The 15,035-nt window shown below is 67.5% G+C and carries 16 protein-coding genes and 1 riboswitch; all 16 genes read right to left on the bottom strand.

The window, feature by feature from the left end; genetic code table 11:
• Entirely contained in the window at window positions 1–987 is a 987-nt protein-coding gene (gene hemB, locus MR935_RS02515) for a porphobilinogen synthase (protein WP_290570748.1), read from the bottom strand.
• Window positions 980–2,476 carry a uroporphyrinogen-III C-methyltransferase gene (gene cobA, locus MR935_RS02510; protein WP_290570747.1) on the bottom strand — a complete coding sequence of 499 codons (1,497 nt, stop codon included), beginning with the start codon at window positions 2,474–2,476 and terminating at the stop codon, window positions 980–982. The genes hemB and cobA overlap by 8 nt, the downstream gene beginning before the upstream one ends.
• Window positions 2,473–3,342, bottom strand: a complete 870-nt coding sequence (hemC, locus tag MR935_RS02505; protein WP_290570746.1) for a hydroxymethylbilane synthase — start codon at window positions 3,340–3,342, stop codon at window positions 2,473–2,475. Before hemC ends, cobA begins: the two co-directional genes overlap by 4 nt.
• On the bottom strand, window positions 3,329–4,531 hold the full coding sequence (gene cobK / locus MR935_RS02500; RefSeq protein ID WP_290570744.1) for a precorrin-6A reductase: 1,203 nt from the start codon (window positions 4,529–4,531) through the stop codon (window positions 3,329–3,331). The genes hemC and cobK overlap by 14 nt, the downstream gene beginning before the upstream one ends.
• The gene (cobJ, locus tag MR935_RS02495; protein WP_290570742.1) at window positions 4,528–5,256 is read right to left on the bottom strand and encodes a precorrin-3B C(17)-methyltransferase; all 729 of its coding nucleotides are present in this window, start codon (window positions 5,254–5,256) and stop codon (window positions 4,528–4,530) included. The genes cobK and cobJ overlap by 4 nt, the downstream gene beginning before the upstream one ends.
• Window positions 5,253–6,458 (bottom strand): glutamyl-tRNA reductase, encoded by a 1,206-nt coding sequence (gene hemA / locus MR935_RS02490; protein WP_290570741.1) that lies wholly within the window; start codon window positions 6,456–6,458, stop codon window positions 5,253–5,255. Before hemA ends, cobJ begins: the two co-directional genes overlap by 4 nt.
• Before the next feature lie 30 nt (window positions 6,459–6,488).
• Entirely contained in the window at window positions 6,489–7,514 is a 1,026-nt protein-coding gene (locus MR935_RS02485) for a cobalt-precorrin 5A hydrolase (RefSeq protein WP_290570739.1), read from the bottom strand.
• The gene (gene cobM / locus MR935_RS02480; RefSeq protein ID WP_290570737.1) at window positions 7,511–8,266 is read right to left on the bottom strand and encodes a precorrin-4 C(11)-methyltransferase; all 756 of its coding nucleotides are present in this window, start codon (window positions 8,264–8,266) and stop codon (window positions 7,511–7,513) included. Before cobM ends, MR935_RS02485 begins: the two co-directional genes overlap by 4 nt.
• A gap of 55 nt (window positions 8,267–8,321) precedes the next feature.
• The gene (gene cobI, locus MR935_RS02475; RefSeq protein ID WP_290570736.1) at window positions 8,322–9,020 is read right to left on the bottom strand and encodes a precorrin-2 C(20)-methyltransferase; all 699 of its coding nucleotides are present in this window, start codon (window positions 9,018–9,020) and stop codon (window positions 8,322–8,324) included.
• Entirely contained in the window at window positions 9,017–10,141 is a 1,125-nt protein-coding gene (gene cbiD, locus MR935_RS02470; RefSeq protein ID WP_290570735.1) for a cobalt-precorrin-5B (C(1))-methyltransferase CbiD, read from the bottom strand. The genes cobI and cbiD overlap by 4 nt, the downstream gene beginning before the upstream one ends.
• Window positions 10,142–10,203: 62 nt before the next feature.
• Window positions 10,204–10,530, bottom strand: a complete 327-nt coding sequence (locus MR935_RS02465) for an energy-coupling factor ABC transporter substrate-binding protein (protein ID WP_290570733.1) — start codon at window positions 10,528–10,530, stop codon at window positions 10,204–10,206.
• A 3-nt stretch (window positions 10,531–10,533) separates the two neighbouring features.
• On the bottom strand, window positions 10,534–11,277 hold the full coding sequence (locus tag MR935_RS02460; RefSeq protein WP_290570731.1) for an energy-coupling factor ABC transporter permease: 744 nt from the start codon (window positions 11,275–11,277) through the stop codon (window positions 10,534–10,536).
• A gap of 155 nt (window positions 11,278–11,432) precedes the next feature.
• A riboswitch (cobalamin riboswitch) is annotated at window positions 11,433–11,630 on the bottom strand.
• 69 nt (window positions 11,631–11,699) lie between these two features.
• Window positions 11,700–12,530, bottom strand: coding sequence for an energy-coupling factor ABC transporter ATP-binding protein (locus MR935_RS02455; protein WP_290570729.1), 831 nt, complete (start codon window positions 12,528–12,530; stop codon window positions 11,700–11,702).
• The gene (gene cbiQ, locus MR935_RS02450; protein WP_290570727.1) at window positions 12,530–13,333 is read right to left on the bottom strand and encodes a cobalt ECF transporter T component CbiQ; all 804 of its coding nucleotides are present in this window, start codon (window positions 13,331–13,333) and stop codon (window positions 12,530–12,532) included. Before cbiQ ends, MR935_RS02455 begins: the two co-directional genes overlap by 1 nt.
• A gap of 148 nt (window positions 13,334–13,481) precedes the next feature.
• Window positions 13,482–13,796 (bottom strand): hypothetical protein, encoded by a 315-nt coding sequence (locus tag MR935_RS02445; RefSeq protein WP_290570725.1) that lies wholly within the window; start codon window positions 13,794–13,796, stop codon window positions 13,482–13,484.
• Between the two features lie 62 nt (window positions 13,797–13,858).
• The gene (locus MR935_RS02440) at window positions 13,859–15,010 is read right to left on the bottom strand and encodes a PepSY domain-containing protein (protein WP_290570724.1); all 1,152 of its coding nucleotides are present in this window, start codon (window positions 15,008–15,010) and stop codon (window positions 13,859–13,861) included.
• Between the last annotated feature and the right edge of the window lie 25 nt (window positions 15,011–15,035).

Here is a 15,035-nt window from a genome sequence, read left to right as displayed (position 1 = left end):
TCAGCCGATATCCCCCTTTCGCATCGCGTCGGCCAGCTCCGGCGCATAATAGGTGATGAGAATATCCGCGCCCGCGCGGAAAACGGCGACCGCCGCCTCGCACATCGCGCCGTATTCGTCCAGCAGCCCCTGCGCGGCGGCCGCCTTTAGCATCGCGTACTCGCCCGAAACGGCGTACGCCGCAACCGGCAGGTCGAACCGCTGCCTGCACTGGTAGATCAGGTCAAGATAGGCCAGCGCGGGCTTTATCATCAGGATATCCGCGCCCTCCTGCACATCGAGCGCGCACTCGCGCATGGCCTCGCGGCTGTTGTGCCAGTCCATCTGGTAGCCGCGCCGGTCGCCAAAGGCGGGCGCCGAGCCTGCCGCGTCGCGGAAGGGTCCGTAAAAGGACGAGGCGAACTTGGCGGCATAGGACAGAATCGGTACGTTCTGAAAGCCGTTTTCATCGAGCGCCGCACGGATAGCTGCAACGCGGCCGTCCATCATATCGGACGGGGCAACCATATCCGCGCCAGCCCGCGCGTGCGATACCGCGATCTGCGCCAGCCGCGCGACCGTCTGGTCGTTGTCCACCGCGTGGCCGCACAGGATGCCGCAGTGGCCGTGCGCCGTGTATTCGCACATGCACACGTCGGTTATCACATACATCGTGGGGGCTAGCGCTTTTATCTTGCGGATGCCCTGCTGGACGATACCGTCCGCCGCCCACGCGCCCGAGCCGAGCTCGTCCTTGTCTTTCGGCAGGCCGAACAGCAGCACGCGGGACACACCGTGCGCCCGCGCGCGCTCGACCATGCGGTAAAGCTGGTCGGGCGAATAGTGATACTGGCCGGGCAGCGAGGGGATCTCCTGGTAAATGCCCTCGCCCTCAGCCACAAAGACCGGCCAAATCAAGCTTTCGGGCGAAAGGCGTGTCTCGCGCACCATTTGGCGCAGCACGGGCGAGGTGCGCAGCCTGCGCGGACGGATGGTATCGTTAAACATTGCCGTATTCCTCCAATAATCGCGCGAGCATCGCGTCTATGGTCGCGTTTTTCGCGGTAATGGTGTGCATGAGATGATCTTTCGCGGCTTTTTCGGTCTGCGCACCGATACACAGAGCAGTAAAGCCGTCCAAGGGCGCGTCCCCGGCCGCGCGGACAAAGCCCTCGACCGTCGACGCACTGGTAAAGGTGACGCAGTCGACCGCGCGCCGCGCAAGCAGAGCGCGCAGCTCATCCGCCCGGTCGCAGCGGTACACCGTGTCGTACAGCGGCACGTCGGCCACGACCATTCCGGCCGCCAGCAGCTTTTCGGGCAAAACCCTTGTACCCTGCCGCGCGCGCAGCAGCAGCACCGCACCGTCGGGCGGCAGTTGCTCAACAAGCGCGTCGGCCAGATGTGCCCCGTCATACTGTGCGGGCACGAGGTCGGCGGTCAGGCCGTAGGCCGCGAGTGCATCAGCTGTGCCCCGCCCGATGGCGGCAAGCTTCATGCCGTAGAGCGCGCGCAGGTCACGCCCCAAGCGGCCGAGCGCGTGTACTGCCGCGTGTACGCCCGCCGGGCTGGTGAACACCGCCCAGTCATAAGAATGACCGAGCGCCGCGCGCAGCAGCGCGGTATCCTCATTTTCGACGGTCTCGATGCACGGCGCTTCGACCACGTTCGCACCAAGCGTCCGCAGCCGCGCGCTGAGCGTACCCGCCCGCTCGCGCGGGCGCGTTACAACCACCGTTTTGCCGTGCAGCGGCAGCGGGGTGAACCAATCGAGCGCGTCGCTCAGGCCGCACACCCGACCGACCACGATCAGCGCGGGACTGCCAAGCCCGGCCGCGCGCACCTGCGCCGCGAGTCCGCGCACCGTGTCCACCACCTTGCGCTGGCTGCCGCGCGCGCCGTTTTCGATCACGGCGGCGGGCATTGCGGGGTCGATGCCCGCGTCCAGCAGGCCCTGCGTCACCTGTTCGAGCGCCCCCAGCCCCATCAGAAAGACCAACGTTCCGTCCAGCCGCACCAGCGCGGCGTAGTCGATAGACGGTGTCTGTCCCGCCCGCGCATGCGCCGTGATGAAATGCACGGACGAGCAATAGTCCCGGTGGGTGACCGGGATGCCCGCGAAGGCGGGCGCGGCCAGCGCGCTCGTCACGCCCGGAATCACGCGGAACGGTACGCCGTTTGCCCGCAGATGCTCGCATTCCTCCCCGCCCCGGCCAAAGAGGTAGCAGTCCCCGCCCTTGAGCCGCACGGTGTTCTTGCCCTGCTTAGCCAGCCGCACCAGTGTCGCGTTGATCTCGTCCTGCGGCATGGGGTGATTGCCCGCCTGCTTGCCCGCGTCGACACGCACCGCCCCCGGCGGGAGCAGGCACAGGATATCCCCATCCACCAGCCGGTCGTACACGACCGCGTCAGCCTGCCGAATGGCCGCGGCGCCCGCAAGCGTCAGCAGTTCGCGTCCCCCCGGCCCCGCGCCGACCAATGTTACCGTGCCTATCATGCCTCGCCCTCCGCTTGCCGCCGCAGCGTCAGCGCCAAGGTATGTCCCAGCGCCGCCGCGTCGCGCCGCGCGCCGGTCAGCGCGCCGCGCACCACCGTCTGCTCGTCCTCGGTCGCGTACAGGCCGCGCAGATGCAGATACGCGCCCTGCACCTCGGCATAGGCCGCGACCGGCGCAAAGCAGCCGCCGCCCAGCGCCCGCACAAAGCCGCGCTCGGCCAGCGCGCAGTCGCGCGCGTCCGCATCATCAAGCAGCTTTGCAGCGTCCTCCAGCTCACCCGCGCGCCCCTGCACAGCCAAAATGCCCTGTCCCGCCGCCGGGAGCAGTTCATCCGGTGAAAAATACCGGCTGATGCGGTCTTGCAGCCCGAGCCGGTGCAGCCCCGCCGCCGCCAGCACGAGCGCGCCGTACTCGCCCGCTTCGAGCTTTGCCAGCCGCGTCTGCACGTTGCCGCGCACCGGCTTTACCGCGACTTCCGGAAACAGCGCCGCCAGCTGCACCCGCCGTCTGGCGGAGGCGCTGCCGATCGGCTTTGTTTTATCCCACACGCCGCTTTCGGGCAGCACGAGCGCGTCGCGCGCGTCCGCCCGCCGGGTGTAGGCGATGAGCGGCAGGCCGTCCGGCTGCTCGACCGGTACATCCTTTAAGCTGTGCACGGTCAGGTCGACGCGGCGCTCAGCCAGCGCCCGGTCAAGCTCCTTGACGAACAAACCTTTGCCGCCCGCGCGGTCGAGCGTCCGGTCGAGCACCTTGTCGCCCGTCGTTTTCATCGTGATGAGCGCGCAGCTGCCCAGCGCACGCATGACCTCCTCGGCCTGTGCGACCGCAAGGCGGCTGTCCCTGCTGCCTATTCTAATCGGCTCCATCCAATTCCTCCAATGCCGCGCGGATGCGCTTTGCCGCCGCTGCCGCGGCCGTGTGTTCCCTGCCGTCCGACACCACGCCCGCGACAAGCCCCCTTCCCTCGCACACGGCGGGGAAAAAGAAGCTCGAGCGCGCCGCGCAGTCGGCCACCGAGCAGGGGATGCCCTGCGCCGCGCAGTCCTCGCTGATGCGGCGGTTGACCGCGTGGTCGTCGGTCGCCGCGACCGCCAGAAAAGCCCCGGTCAGATCGCTTTTCTCGTAGCCGCGGCACTCGTCCGGTGAAAGATCCGACCGGCTCTCCGGTGCGATCACGCGCACCGCCGCGCCAAAGCGCCGCAGCACCCCGGCGCGCCGCGCCGCGATCTTGCCCGCGCCGAACACCACGCACCGCTTGCCCACAAGCGAGACAAACAGCGGAAACCGCAGCGGCGCGCGCGCAGGCTCGTGCAAGCCGAGCGTGTCGGTCAGATAGTCCTGCATTTCGCCCAGCGTTTTGCCCTGCTCGGCGCGCGGCCGAGCGATGCACAGCACCGCCACGCCCACTTCGCGCGCGGCGGACAGCTTTTCGGCAAAGCCGCCCGATGCGCCGGTGTCCTTTGTTACCAGCACCCGCGCACCGGTCTGCCGCAGCAGCGCGGCGTTCAGCTCGTGCGAAAACGGCCCCTGCATGGCGATGATGTGCGCGCCCGGAAAGCCGAGCTGCTCGCAGGTGCGCAGCACCTCAGCCGACGGCAGCACGCGCGGGAACAGCCGCTCCTGATAGCGCTCGACCGCCGTGTAGGCGGCAAGCTCCTTGCTGCCCGTGGTCAGCAGCGCGCTTTGCCCATTTGCGTTCAGCCATGCGACGGCCGCCGCCGTGTCCGGCACGGTCTGCACGCCGTCCGCGTCCAGCGCGGGGCGGATGAGCCGCTCATAGGCTGCGCCTGTCTGCCCGCAGGCCGCGCGCAGGTTTCCGCTCACCACGGCGGCGTAGGGATGCGTTGCGTCAATCACCAATGTATCCGCGTCCAGTGCGGCGGCCATCTCGCCGGTGTCCAGCCGCCCGGTGTGCACGCTGATGCCTTCCATCGGCTCAAGCACCTGCTGTCCATACGCAGTCGCCACATACACCGCCGCCCGCGCGCCGCGCGCAGACAGAAAACGGCAGAGCGCGTGTCCCTCGCTCGTGCCGGAGAAGATGACAAGCCTCATACGCCCCGGTACCCCCGCGGCGTGACCATGCGCCCGCCGATGACGCGGGTGTCCTCGTTGCCGATGAACACGGTCGTCAGCATATCGACCGGGGTGTCCCGCAGCGCGGCGAGCGTGGTCAGCGTGCTCTCCTCGCCCGCCCGGCCAACGCTGCGCACCAGCCCGCACACGGTTTCGGATGCGCGGGTCTCGAGCACGATGTCACACGCCCGCCGCAGGTGGTCAGTGCGCTTTTTGCTCGCCGGGTTGTACAGCGCGATGCAGAAGCCGCCTGCCGCCGCTGCGCGCAGGCGCTTTTCGATCACCGCCCACGGTGTGAGCAGGTCGGAGAGCGACACGCAGGCAAAGTCACACGTCAGCGGCGAGCCGAGCGCCGCGCCGCCCGCGCAGGCCGCCGTCACGCCCGGAACGACCTCGACTTCCAGTTCAGGATAGTCCGCGCACAGCTCGAGCAGCAGCCCGGCCATGCCGTACACGCCCGCGTCGCCCGAGGAAACGACCGCCACCCGCTTGCCCGCAAGCGCCGCGTCCCGCGCCGCCGTGCAGCGCTCGACCTCGCGCGTCATGCCGGTGCAGATGCGCTCCTTGCCCGCCAGCAGCTCGTCGATGAGCGTGAGATACAGGCCGTAGCCCGCGACGCAGTCGCATTGCGCGAGTGCGCGCACCGCCCGCTGCGTCATCTCCTCCGCGCCGCCCGGCCCGATGCCGATACAGTACAGCTTCATTTTCCGCTCCCCCTTTTTATATGCTCCAAACAGGCCGCCAGCCGCGCCGGGCTGACCACCTCCTTCATGCCGCCCAGCAGCAGGTCGACCGTTTTGTTGACCGCGAGCGCGGCCATGCCGTCCAGATCGCCGTCCTCATACAGCCCACCGTAGGCGTGGTCAAAGCGCAGCCGGTCGAGCGCCGTGTCCTTGAGCTGCCCGATCACCGGCAGCGACTGCCGGTAGGCGTACCACGCGGCAAAGGCGGCCTGCTCCTCGTCAAGGATGCGCAGCGCAGCCGCGCGCTCGTCCGCCCCCGGCTCGCCAAGGTCGCCCAGATCGTCCAGATTCCACACGGTCACACGGCCATCGTCTGCGACTGCCTGCTCGATATCGCGCGGCATGGCAAGGTCAATCAGCAGCGCGGGCGGACGCAAAAGCGCGGACACCCCCGCCGCCGTCACCGTACAGTGCGGGCTGGTCGTGGCCGAAACAGCAAGGTCGGCGCCGTCGAGCAGCCCGTAGCGCTTTTCATACGGCCAGGTCGCACAGCCCGCGGGCACAACCGTCTCACCGTGGCGGTAGGTACGCAGGGTGACGGTCACCGCCGCACCCCGGGCCCGCAGCGCGGCCGCGGCCAGCCGCCCCATCTCTCCGTTGCCGATGACGGCCGCGCGCCTGCCCTCGAGCGAGCCGAAAAACGCCTCCGCCCGGCGCGCAGCGACCGCAGCCGCCGAGGACGGCACGCCCACCAGCCGCGTTTCCGCGCGCACCCGCTTGCCCGCCGTCACCGCGCGGCGAAACAGTGTGTCCAGCACAGCGTCGGTCGTGCCCGCCGCCCGCGCAAGGCAGAGCGCGTCGCGCACCTGTGTGACGATCTGCTCGTCCCCGAAGATCTGCGATTGCAGCCCGGCGGACACGGCCATCAGATGGCGTACCGCCTGCTCGCCGCCGCGCGTCACGCTCAGCGGGCGGTAGGTGTCCGCGTCAAAGCCCGCCGCCCGCGCCAGCAGGCCGAGCGCGTCTATTTCCGCATCCGGCGCGCCGTGCACATACAGCTCGGTGCGGTTGCAGGTCGCCAGCAGCACACAGGCCAGCACCCCGGGCGCACCCGCGATGCGCGGCAGCAGCGCCTGCACCTGTCCGCGCACAAAGGACACCCGCTCGCGCATATCGAGCGGCGCGTGCACGAAATCCACGCCCGCCATCCACAGCTCCACCATCATGCTCCTCCCAAAATCGTTTTTGCGCGGCTATTCGTCAAACCGCACGCGCCAAGGCGCTTCGGCCAGCGCGGCGGTCACGCCGTCCATGGCCGTTTTGCGGCAGAGCAACCGTCCGCCGCCTGCGGACACGACCGCCGCCCGCTCGCACACATTGTCCACGCCGACCGTTTGCTGCACAAAGCCGGAGGACGTAAAGCCCTCGCCCGCCTCAGCCAGCCGCGCGGCCGAAAAGGTGTCAAACGGCAGCCCGTGCCGCGCGCAGAACAGCAGCAATCCCGGCTCGTCCCGCTTTACGTCGATCGACGCAGCCGCGCACAGCGCCTGCACCGGCACCCCCGCCTGCCGCAGCACGGCGCGCACCGCCGCTTCTATGCGCTCGACCGGCGTACCCTTACGGCAGCCAAGGCCGAGATGCACGATACGCGGCACCAGATGCAGTGTGTGTGCAAAGGGCTGCGCCGCCGTGTCGTAGCCGATGCAGATGCCGCTCTCCGCCGGGGCGTTAAGATCGAGCCGCGCGGGCAAGCGCCCGTCCACCGGAAAGGCCGAACGCAGACCGACCATCTCCCCGCGCAGCAGCGCGCCCGACACGTGCTTTATCTTGTCCGGATCGGCGACCGTGCAACCGTGCGCCGCCGCCCATGTATCGGCTGCGAACACGCCGCGCCCGTCGGTCGCGGTCGTGATGACGGCCTCGGCGCCAAGGCCGTCCGCCAGCCGCTGCGTGAGCGCATTCGCGCCGCCCAGATGGCCGGACAGCAGCGAGATGACAAATCTGCCCGCCTCGTCTATCACGACGACCGCCGGGTCAAACGCCTTGCCCGCAAGATAGGGCGCGACCGCGCGCACCGCGATGCCCGCCGCGCCGACGAACACGATGAGGTCGCAGTCGACCATGGCCTGCTGCGCAAAGCGCGAGAGCGACGTATACCGGAGCGACAGGTCGACCGTGCGGGCGTAGCGCTCTACATGCGCGTCCGCCAGCACCGCCGCCGCGCGCGCGGCGGTGTTCGCGCCCCTATCGGTAAAGGAGACGATTTTGGCGTGTATCATCGGCTGGCCTCACGCAAGCCCGTGGAAAACGACGGGTCATACAACCGGCTGCGCTCATATGCATCCCCCAAAAAGCCGCCGACCGTGATGAGCGCGGTTTTAGTGATACCCTCGCGCGCGGCGGCCTCGGCCAACTCCGCGACCGTCGTGCGGACGACCTTTTCATCCGGCCATGTCGCCTTGTAGACGATGGCGGCGGGCGTGTCGGGCGCGTAGCCGCCCGCGATCAGCCGCGCGGCCAGCTTATCCAGCATACCGGCGGACAGGAACAGCACCATGGTCGCGCCGTGCGCGGCCAGCGCTTCGATTTGCTCCCGCTCAGGCACAGGCGTTCTGCCCTCCATACGGGTCAGGATGACCGTCTGACTGACGCCCGGCAGCGTGTATTCCGCGCGCAGCGCGGCCGCCGCGCCGCAAAACGAGGACACGCCCGGACAGACCTCATACGCCAACCCCAGCCTGTCCAGCTCGTCCATCTGCTCGCGGTGCGCGCCGTATACACACGGGTCGCCCGTGTGCAGGCGCACGACCGTTTTGCCCGCCTTTGCCGCAGGCGCCATGACAGCGATGACCTGCTCAAGCGTCATTTTCGCGCTGTCATACACAGCGCAGCCCTCTTTTTTATAGTCCAGCAGCGCGGGATTGACCAGCGAGCCTGCGTAGACGATCACGTCCGCCTGCCCGAGCAGCCGCGCCCCGCGCACGGTGATGAGATCGGGCGCGCCCGAGCCCGCGCCGACAAAATAGATCATAGCCTGCCTCCTTGTTCACAAGTAGCCTGAACGCCCGCCCCGCTGCGGGCGCGCTTTAATCGGTATTGCCTTCCGCCCGCACGAGGATGATGGAAAAATACCCCGTCGGGTCGCCCAGCTGCGCCAAATCGGTCACGATCCGCTCACCCTCCATGCCGCAGCGCTCGACCAGCACGGCGTTTGCCAGCTGCCCCTGCGCGGCCAGCGCGTCGCGCACGTCCAGAATGCCCTTGCCCGCCTTCATCAGCACCTTGCCGCCCGGCAGGGCCAGCCCGCGCGCGGCCGCGCCGTGCGAGGCCGGGATAATATGCAACGGCTCGCCGTCCATGCACAGCGCGCGGCCTGTTCTGGCCGCCGCCGCGCAAAAAGACGGCACACCGGGCACGATCTCGGTCGGGTAGCCGCGCGCGGCCACGCGCTTGTGCACATACCAGTAGGTCGCGTAGATGGTCGGGTCGCCCAGCGTCAAGAAGGCCACGCGCTTTCCCGCGTCCAGCAGTGCGCAGATCTCATCCGCCGCGCGGTCATGCGCCGTGTCGCGCGCGGCCTTATCGCGCGTCATCGGCATATCGCACCGGAGCACCGGCTTGTCTCCCACACAGTCCGCCGCAATGGCAAGCGCGGTCTGCTCGCCCATGTCCGCCCGCGGCACAGCGATCACATCGCTCTCGCGGATAACGCGCCGCGCCTTGACCGTCATCAGCTCGGCGTCCCCTGGACCGACGCCCACACCATACAGTATCCCTTTTGTCATTTTCTCTCCCCCAGTTCACTGCACAGCGCGGCCGCTCCGGCCGACTGCGCGAGCACGCCGTATTGGTTGGTAAACATGATAAACTCGGCCCGCGTCCGGCCACTCATGCGCCGCGCGAGGCGCTTTTCGACCGCCGCGCCGATACGCGCGCAGACCGGCCCGCGCAGGTTTTCGTGCTCTAAAATTTCGACCATCGCGTCAACCGAGACGGCTTCCATCAGCGCTTCCAGCGCCTGCCGCCGCGCGCCGCAGAGCGCCGCATGCGCGGTGAATATCTCCTGCCGCCCGTCCGCCGCGGACGAGTGCGTGTTCATCACGCCCGCCGCGAGCTTGACCAGCTTGCCCGCGTGGCCAACCAGCAAAATGCGCGCAAAGCCGCGCCATACCGCGTGGTCGAGCGCTTCTCCGATAAAATTCGAGCATTTGACCGCGCGCTCGAGCGCAAGCCCGAGCGTATCCCGCGCAAAATCCGCGCCGTAATTGCCCGGACAGAGCAGCAGCGCGCGCTGCCCCTGCGCATACAGGCTGTCCAGCTCGAGCCGGACGGTGTCGATCAGCGCCTTTTCGCTCATCGGCTCGACGATGCCGCTCGTGCCGAGGATCGAAATGCCGCCCATCACGCCCAGATGCGCATTATACGTCTGTTTTGCAAGCTCTGCGCCGTTTTCGGCCTCGATCGTGACGGCAAAGCCGCCCGCATACCTCGCCTGCGCGGCGGCGCGGCGCACGGCCTCGGTGATCTGCGCGCGCGGCGCGGGGTTGATCGCCGCCTGCCCCACCGGCACGGACAGCCCGGGACGGGTGACGCGGCCGACGCCGCGCCCGCCCTCGATGGCGACGCCTGCCGCCGCCTTTTTCACATGGGCGAGGATGCACACGCCGTTTGTCACATCGGGGTCGTCGCCTGCGTCCTTGCGCACAGCACAGATGGCTGCGCCGTCCCCCAGCCGCGCCCGCTCAACCGGCAGCGTGAAGGTCACCCCACCCGGCGTGTGCAGGCGCACGGCCTCGGGCGCTTTGCCGGTGAGCAGCAGCTGCGCCGCCGCCTGCGCGGCCGCCGCCGCGCACGAGCCTGTCGTCCAGCCGCGCCGCAGCGCGCCCGCGTACACCCTCTGTTCCACCGTTTTGCCCCCTTTCGCAAACAAAGCAGGGCGAGCCGCCAGCCCCGCCCCGCTTCGCCCGGTTATTCCGTCTTTGCCTTATCGCCTGTCCACTTTGCGCGCTCGACAAAGCGGCCAAGGAAAAACGCGAGCACACCCACGCCGATGCCGGTCTGCACGCAGAAAATCAAGCTTTCCAGCTCACCCGGCAGCTCGCCGCCGAGCAACTGCTCGAACACAGGCGTAAACCACGGCTCATATGCCGTGCCGGTGATCTCGGCCACCTTGTCGCTGCCCGCGTCGTCCGAGCCGCCAAACTCCGCGCCGCGCAGCGCGAGCACCGGCGCGGCAATCAGCACGACACACAGCACGACCAGCAGCGCAATCGTTTTTTTGTTCTTTTTGGTCATGTCTCACGCCTCCCCAAAGCCAACGGCGCGCAGCTCCGGCCGCGCATAGGATTCCAATGCGATCATCGTGATAACGGTCAGAATACCCTCCAGCACGGCCAGCGGCAGCTGGGTCGGCGCGAACACGCCGAGAAACTCGACCACCGAGCCGGCCACGCCGCCCGTGGCCGACGGATAGGCCAGCGCCAGCTGCAGGCTGGTCACGCCATAGGTAAACAGGTCGCCCAGCGACGCGGCGAGGAACACCGCCACCATTTTATTGATCCGCAGCCTGCCGCACAGCTTGTATATCCCGTAGCTGACGAAAGGCCCGGCCACCGCCATCGAAAAGGTGTTCGCGCCAAGGCTGGTCAGGCCGCCGTGCGCCAGCAGGATGGCCTGAAACAGCAGCACGATGATGCCGAGAACGGACACCGCGCTCGGCCCAAACAGGATGGCGCCCAGCCCCGTGCCGGTCATGTGCGAGCACGAGCCGGTCACCGACGGTATCTTGAGCGATGATATCACGAATATAAACGCGCCCGCCATCGCGGCAAGTGTGAGCGCGCGGCGGTCGGCTGCGACCCGCTTTTTCAGCGAAAAATAGCCCGCCGCAAGAAAGGGCAGCGCGACCGCGCCCCAAGCAATGCACATTGCGGGCGGCAAATAACCCTCCATGATGTGCATCGCGCCCGCCATCGGCAGCATACCGCAGCAAAGCGCCGCACACGCGGTCAGACGCACCAGTCTTTTTTGTTTGCCTGTCATATTGTTTTCTCCTTTCCATCATGCCCGCCAAGGGGCATAAAAAAACGCCCTGTCCCAGTGCTTACCCACGCACCGAACCCGGCGTACACCGCCGCCTCCCCCCTTTTCGGGCGGAAAGCCGCGCGACACACGCCGGCCATCACTCGTAGCCGGTTGCACTTCCATCCGAGGGGGCAGGTATTCTGGCTTGGGCATCATCATCCGTTTGCCGATCTTCCCGGAGGCTTTCGCTCCAGTGACCATCGTCTGGCGGCGGACTCTTCCCTTACAGCGGCGGGACCGCAGAGGACTTGCACCTCTTTCCCTATTATCCTGCCGGAGAATTGGCAGGCACCCCATCGTATCCGGCTGTTTGGCCGGAAGAAGTAATTCCATTATAGCATGGCGGCAGGTGCTGTCAAGCATGTGCCGCGTTTTTTCGCTCACTTTAATAGCCGTTCGAGCGCCGCCGGCGTTTTCGGGCAGGGCGCGTCCGCCGGCACAAGGCCGCGCGCGCGCAGCAGCTCGAACACCTCGAGCATGGCGGGCTTTTTCAGGTGCGCCGCCGCAAGCGCCGCCTCGTTTCGGAACACCTCCTCGGGGGTGCCGTCGGCGATCAGGCGGCCGCCGCTGAAGACGACCGCGCGCGTCGCCCAGCGGAAGGCAAAACCCATATCATGCGTTGCGATGACCAGCGTCTTGCCCGCGCCGGACAGGCGCTCCAGCACGCCCTCCAGCCGCGCCTCGCCCGCCGGATCGAGAGACGCGCCCGGCTCATCGAACAAAATGACCTCGCTCTCCATCGCAAGGATGTCCGCGATGGTCACGCGCTTTTTTTCCCCGCCCGACAGCTCGTGCGGCGGCCTGCTCCGCAGCGGCTGCAGCTCCATGCAGTCCAGCGCCCGGTCGACCCGGCGCACCACCTCATCCCGCGGCAGGCGCAGGTTCATCGGCCCGAAGGATACCTCGCCCGCGACCGTCGAGGCGATGATCTGATCGTCCGCCTGCTGGAACACGATGCCGACCTGCGCGCACAGCGCCCGCCGCCGCTTGCCGCGCATCGGCTGGCCGTGCAGCAGCACCTCGCCCGCCGTGGGCGCGAGCACACCGTTGAGACACAAAAACAGCGTCGATTTGCCCGCCCCGTTCTGTCCCAGCACGGCCAGCCGCTCGCCTGCGCGGATATCGAGCGACACGCTGTCGAGCGCGTTCGTTCGCCCGTCATAAGAAAAACACAGGCCGCGCGCCTGCAAAACCGGTGTGTCCACCGCCATCACGCTCCCTTCTGTCTCGCGACCAGCCGCAGCAGGAGGAGCGCCGCCCAGAACACTGCCGTCCACACAAGCTGCACGCGCCGCAGCGGCTTGTCCTCCTCCAAAAAACACAGTGTGCCGTCGTAGCCGCGCGCGTCCATCGCGTCGTCATACACGCGCGATTTGCGCAGCGCCAAAACCAGCAGATTGCCCGCCACCCCGCCGAACGAGCGGCAGGCAGTGCGGAAATCGCGCCAGCCCAAACGCGCGTCCGCCGCCGTGTGCATCCGCTCGTGCGTATCGAGCAGCACGAAGATAAAACGGTAGATCAGATACATCAGCTCACACAGCAGCGGCGGCAGGTGAGCGCGCCGCAGCACGCCGGTCAGCTCGCTGGCTGTGGTCGTCAGCGCGAGCAGATACATGGCGCTGACCGCGCCGAGCGCCTTGAGCAGCAGCGCGGCCGCTGCGGCCAGCTGCCCCGCCGTCGTACACACATAAAACCAGCGCAGACCCACATACCAGTCGCCCGCGGGCGCGCGCGACAGGTCAAACGCGACCGCCAGACAGCCGAGCAGCAGAAACACCAGCGGCACGCGCAGCAGGCCGAGATATGTCCCCAGCGGCAAGCCGCCCTTGACCCGCTGTAGCGCGGCCAGCGACACGATCACGGCCAGCGACACAGCCATGCAGTCGGCCGCAAGGCAGATGACCAGCGTACCGAGCGCCAGCACGGCCTTGAACGCCGGGTTCCAGCCGCCCATGCCCGAGTCGTGCGTCAACCGGTCGATCGCATATGCGCCGTGCGCGTGCGACCTTGCCATTTCGCCGCCCCCTTTCTCCGTTTGCGGTATATCACCCATTGTACGCGCGGGGCGCGCGCCTTGTCAACCGAAAAACACCGGCGCACATGGCAAAACCGGCGGGAGGACAACCCTCCCGCCGGTCTTCGTTTGACAGATATCATGCGTCTCAGCCGGGCAGCCGGGGCGTTTGCCCGCCCGTCTGCTCAGCCGCCTGCCACGCCCGCGCGACCTGCCCGCGCAGCACCCGCGCGGCCGTGCCGCTGAGCGCAAAGCCGCCCCAGAGCAGGAACGCGCCCAGCAGCTCATCGTCCATCTCGTCCAGCAGATAGAACAGGCCGCCGGGGCCGGGCATACGCAGCGCAAACGCGGCCAGCGCCACCGTCACCAGCACCGCGCCGGCCAGCAGCACGAAGGACAGCGTGCGCAGCACCCCGGCGAGCAGGGCGAGCACATCGACCTGTACCGTAACCTCTTTTTTCATTCGCTTCTCACCTCATCATGGATAAAAAGGGGAGCGGTGTTTGTCCGCTCCCGCTTTTGCATTTAGTCGTAAATGGAATCCACATCGCGGGACAGGATCGTGCCGGTATAGGCGTCGATCTCATACTCGTACTCCATCGTGTTGTAGTAGAACTCGACGTTGTACTGCCAGCGGCCATCGTCGCGCTCGAGCCAGCAGCGCAGGCGGGATACCTTGTTCGCGGTCAGGCCCGCGTTGCCAAGCGCGATGCTCTTGGCCTTTTCCACGCCGATATAGCTGCCGTTGGTGTTCGTCGGGGTCGTGGGACGCGCATAGTACTCGGCGTCGTAGTCATAGCTGATCACCGCGCCGGTCGTCGCGTCGATCTCGTAGTCGTACTCCTTGTAATCGGCGGTGTAGAACTCGATCTCATACACCAGACGGCCATCGTCCCAATCGAGCTTCTGCTGCACAAAGGTGACCTGATCGGCCGCAAGCCCGGCATGAGCCAGCGCCTTGCTCTTGGCAGTCTCCACGCTGATCTTCGCACCGGTCTGCGTGCCGGCCTGCTGCGTCGCGCCGGTGATCGCCTGCGGCGGGGTGACGGGCGTGGTGGGTGCGGTCGTGTTGGTGTTCTGGCCGAAGCTGTCCGCGTCGGTCACCAGATTGCCGGTCGAAGCCGCCAGCGTGATCGTGGCCGTCTGCTCGTTCCAGCTGACCGTCTTGCCCATCAGCTCGCCCACCGCGCGCACGGGCAGGTAGGTGGTGCCGTTATACAGCAGCGGATAGACCGTTCTGCCCTGCGCGTCGGCAAAGGTCTTCTTAACGCCGTCAACCATGATCGTGAAGTCCGGGCGGCTCTGCACCGAGACGGACTGCGTCTGCGTGGTGGTGTCGGGCGTGCCCTGCACCGCGCCCGTCGTTCTCGTGCCGGAGAGCGAGACGGTCAGCGTGGTCTGATCCCAGTTGACATTTTTGCCCATCAGCTCACCGATGGCGCGCAGCGGCAGATAATGGGTGCCGTCGGCATAGATGGCGTGCGCCTCCTGCCCCTGTGCGTTGTAGAAGGTGCGCGCCGTGCCGTCCACCAGAATGGTGACGTTCGGCCGCAGCTGCGCGGTGAAGGTGGTGACGTCCGCCGCCGCCGCGCCGACCATGAACAGGCCGGCGATCAGCACGAAGGCGAGCAGCAGAACGCCCAGACGTGACTTTGCTTTCAGTGTTTTGGTTTTCATGACTACATTTCCTCCCTTTTAATCC

Origin of the sequence: Agathobaculum sp. (assembly GCF_022775115.1) — a bacterium.
Taxonomy (GTDB): Bacteria; Bacillota; Clostridia; order Oscillospirales; family Butyricicoccaceae; genus Agathobaculum.
The sequence above is the reverse complement of the archived record's forward strand: the minus strand, read 5'-3'. Positions and strand labels throughout refer to the sequence as shown.

What these genes read in the sequence shown, in the direction of transcription:
- hemB (WP_290570748.1), bottom strand. Translation starts at nt 987, where the DNA reads ATGTTTAACGATACCATCCGTCCGCGCAGGCTGCGCACCTCGCCCGTG.
- cobA (WP_290570747.1), bottom strand. Translation starts at nt 2,476, where the DNA reads ATGATAGGCACGGTAACATTGGTCGGCGCGGGGCCGGGGGGACGCGAA.
- hemC (WP_290570746.1), bottom strand. Translation starts at nt 3,342, where the DNA reads ATGGAGCCGATTAGAATAGGCAGCAGGGACAGCCGCCTTGCGGTCGCA.
- cobK (WP_290570744.1), bottom strand. Translation starts at nt 4,531, where the DNA reads ATGAGGCTTGTCATCTTCTCCGGCACGAGCGAGGGACACGCGCTCTGC.
- cobJ (WP_290570742.1), bottom strand. Translation starts at nt 5,256, where the DNA reads ATGAAGCTGTACTGTATCGGCATCGGGCCGGGCGGCGCGGAGGAGATG.
- hemA (WP_290570741.1), bottom strand. Translation starts at nt 6,458, where the DNA reads ATGGTGGAGCTGTGGATGGCGGGCGTGGATTTCGTGCACGCGCCGCTC.
- MR935_RS02485 (WP_290570739.1), bottom strand. Translation starts at nt 7,514, where the DNA reads ATGATACACGCCAAAATCGTCTCCTTTACCGATAGGGGCGCGAACACC.
- cobM (WP_290570737.1), bottom strand. Translation starts at nt 8,266, where the DNA reads ATGATCTATTTTGTCGGCGCGGGCTCGGGCGCGCCCGATCTCATCACC.
- cobI (WP_290570736.1), bottom strand. Translation starts at nt 9,020, where the DNA reads ATGACAAAAGGGATACTGTATGGTGTGGGCGTCGGTCCAGGGGACGCC.
- MR935_RS02465 (WP_290570733.1), bottom strand. Translation starts at nt 10,530, where the DNA reads ATGACCAAAAAGAACAAAAAAACGATTGCGCTGCTGGTCGTGCTGTGT.
- MR935_RS02460 (WP_290570731.1), bottom strand. Translation starts at nt 11,277, where the DNA reads ATGACAGGCAAACAAAAAAGACTGGTGCGTCTGACCGCGTGTGCGGCG.
- MR935_RS02455 (WP_290570729.1), bottom strand. Translation starts at nt 12,530, where the DNA reads ATGGCGGTGGACACACCGGTTTTGCAGGCGCGCGGCCTGTGTTTTTCT.
- cbiQ (WP_290570727.1), bottom strand. Translation starts at nt 13,333, where the DNA reads ATGGCAAGGTCGCACGCGCACGGCGCATATGCGATCGACCGGTTGACG.
- MR935_RS02445 (WP_290570725.1), bottom strand. Translation starts at nt 13,796, where the DNA reads ATGAAAAAAGAGGTTACGGTACAGGTCGATGTGCTCGCCCTGCTCGCC.
- MR935_RS02440 (WP_290570724.1), bottom strand. Translation starts at nt 15,010, where the DNA reads ATGAAAACCAAAACACTGAAAGCAAAGTCACGTCTGGGCGTTCTGCTG.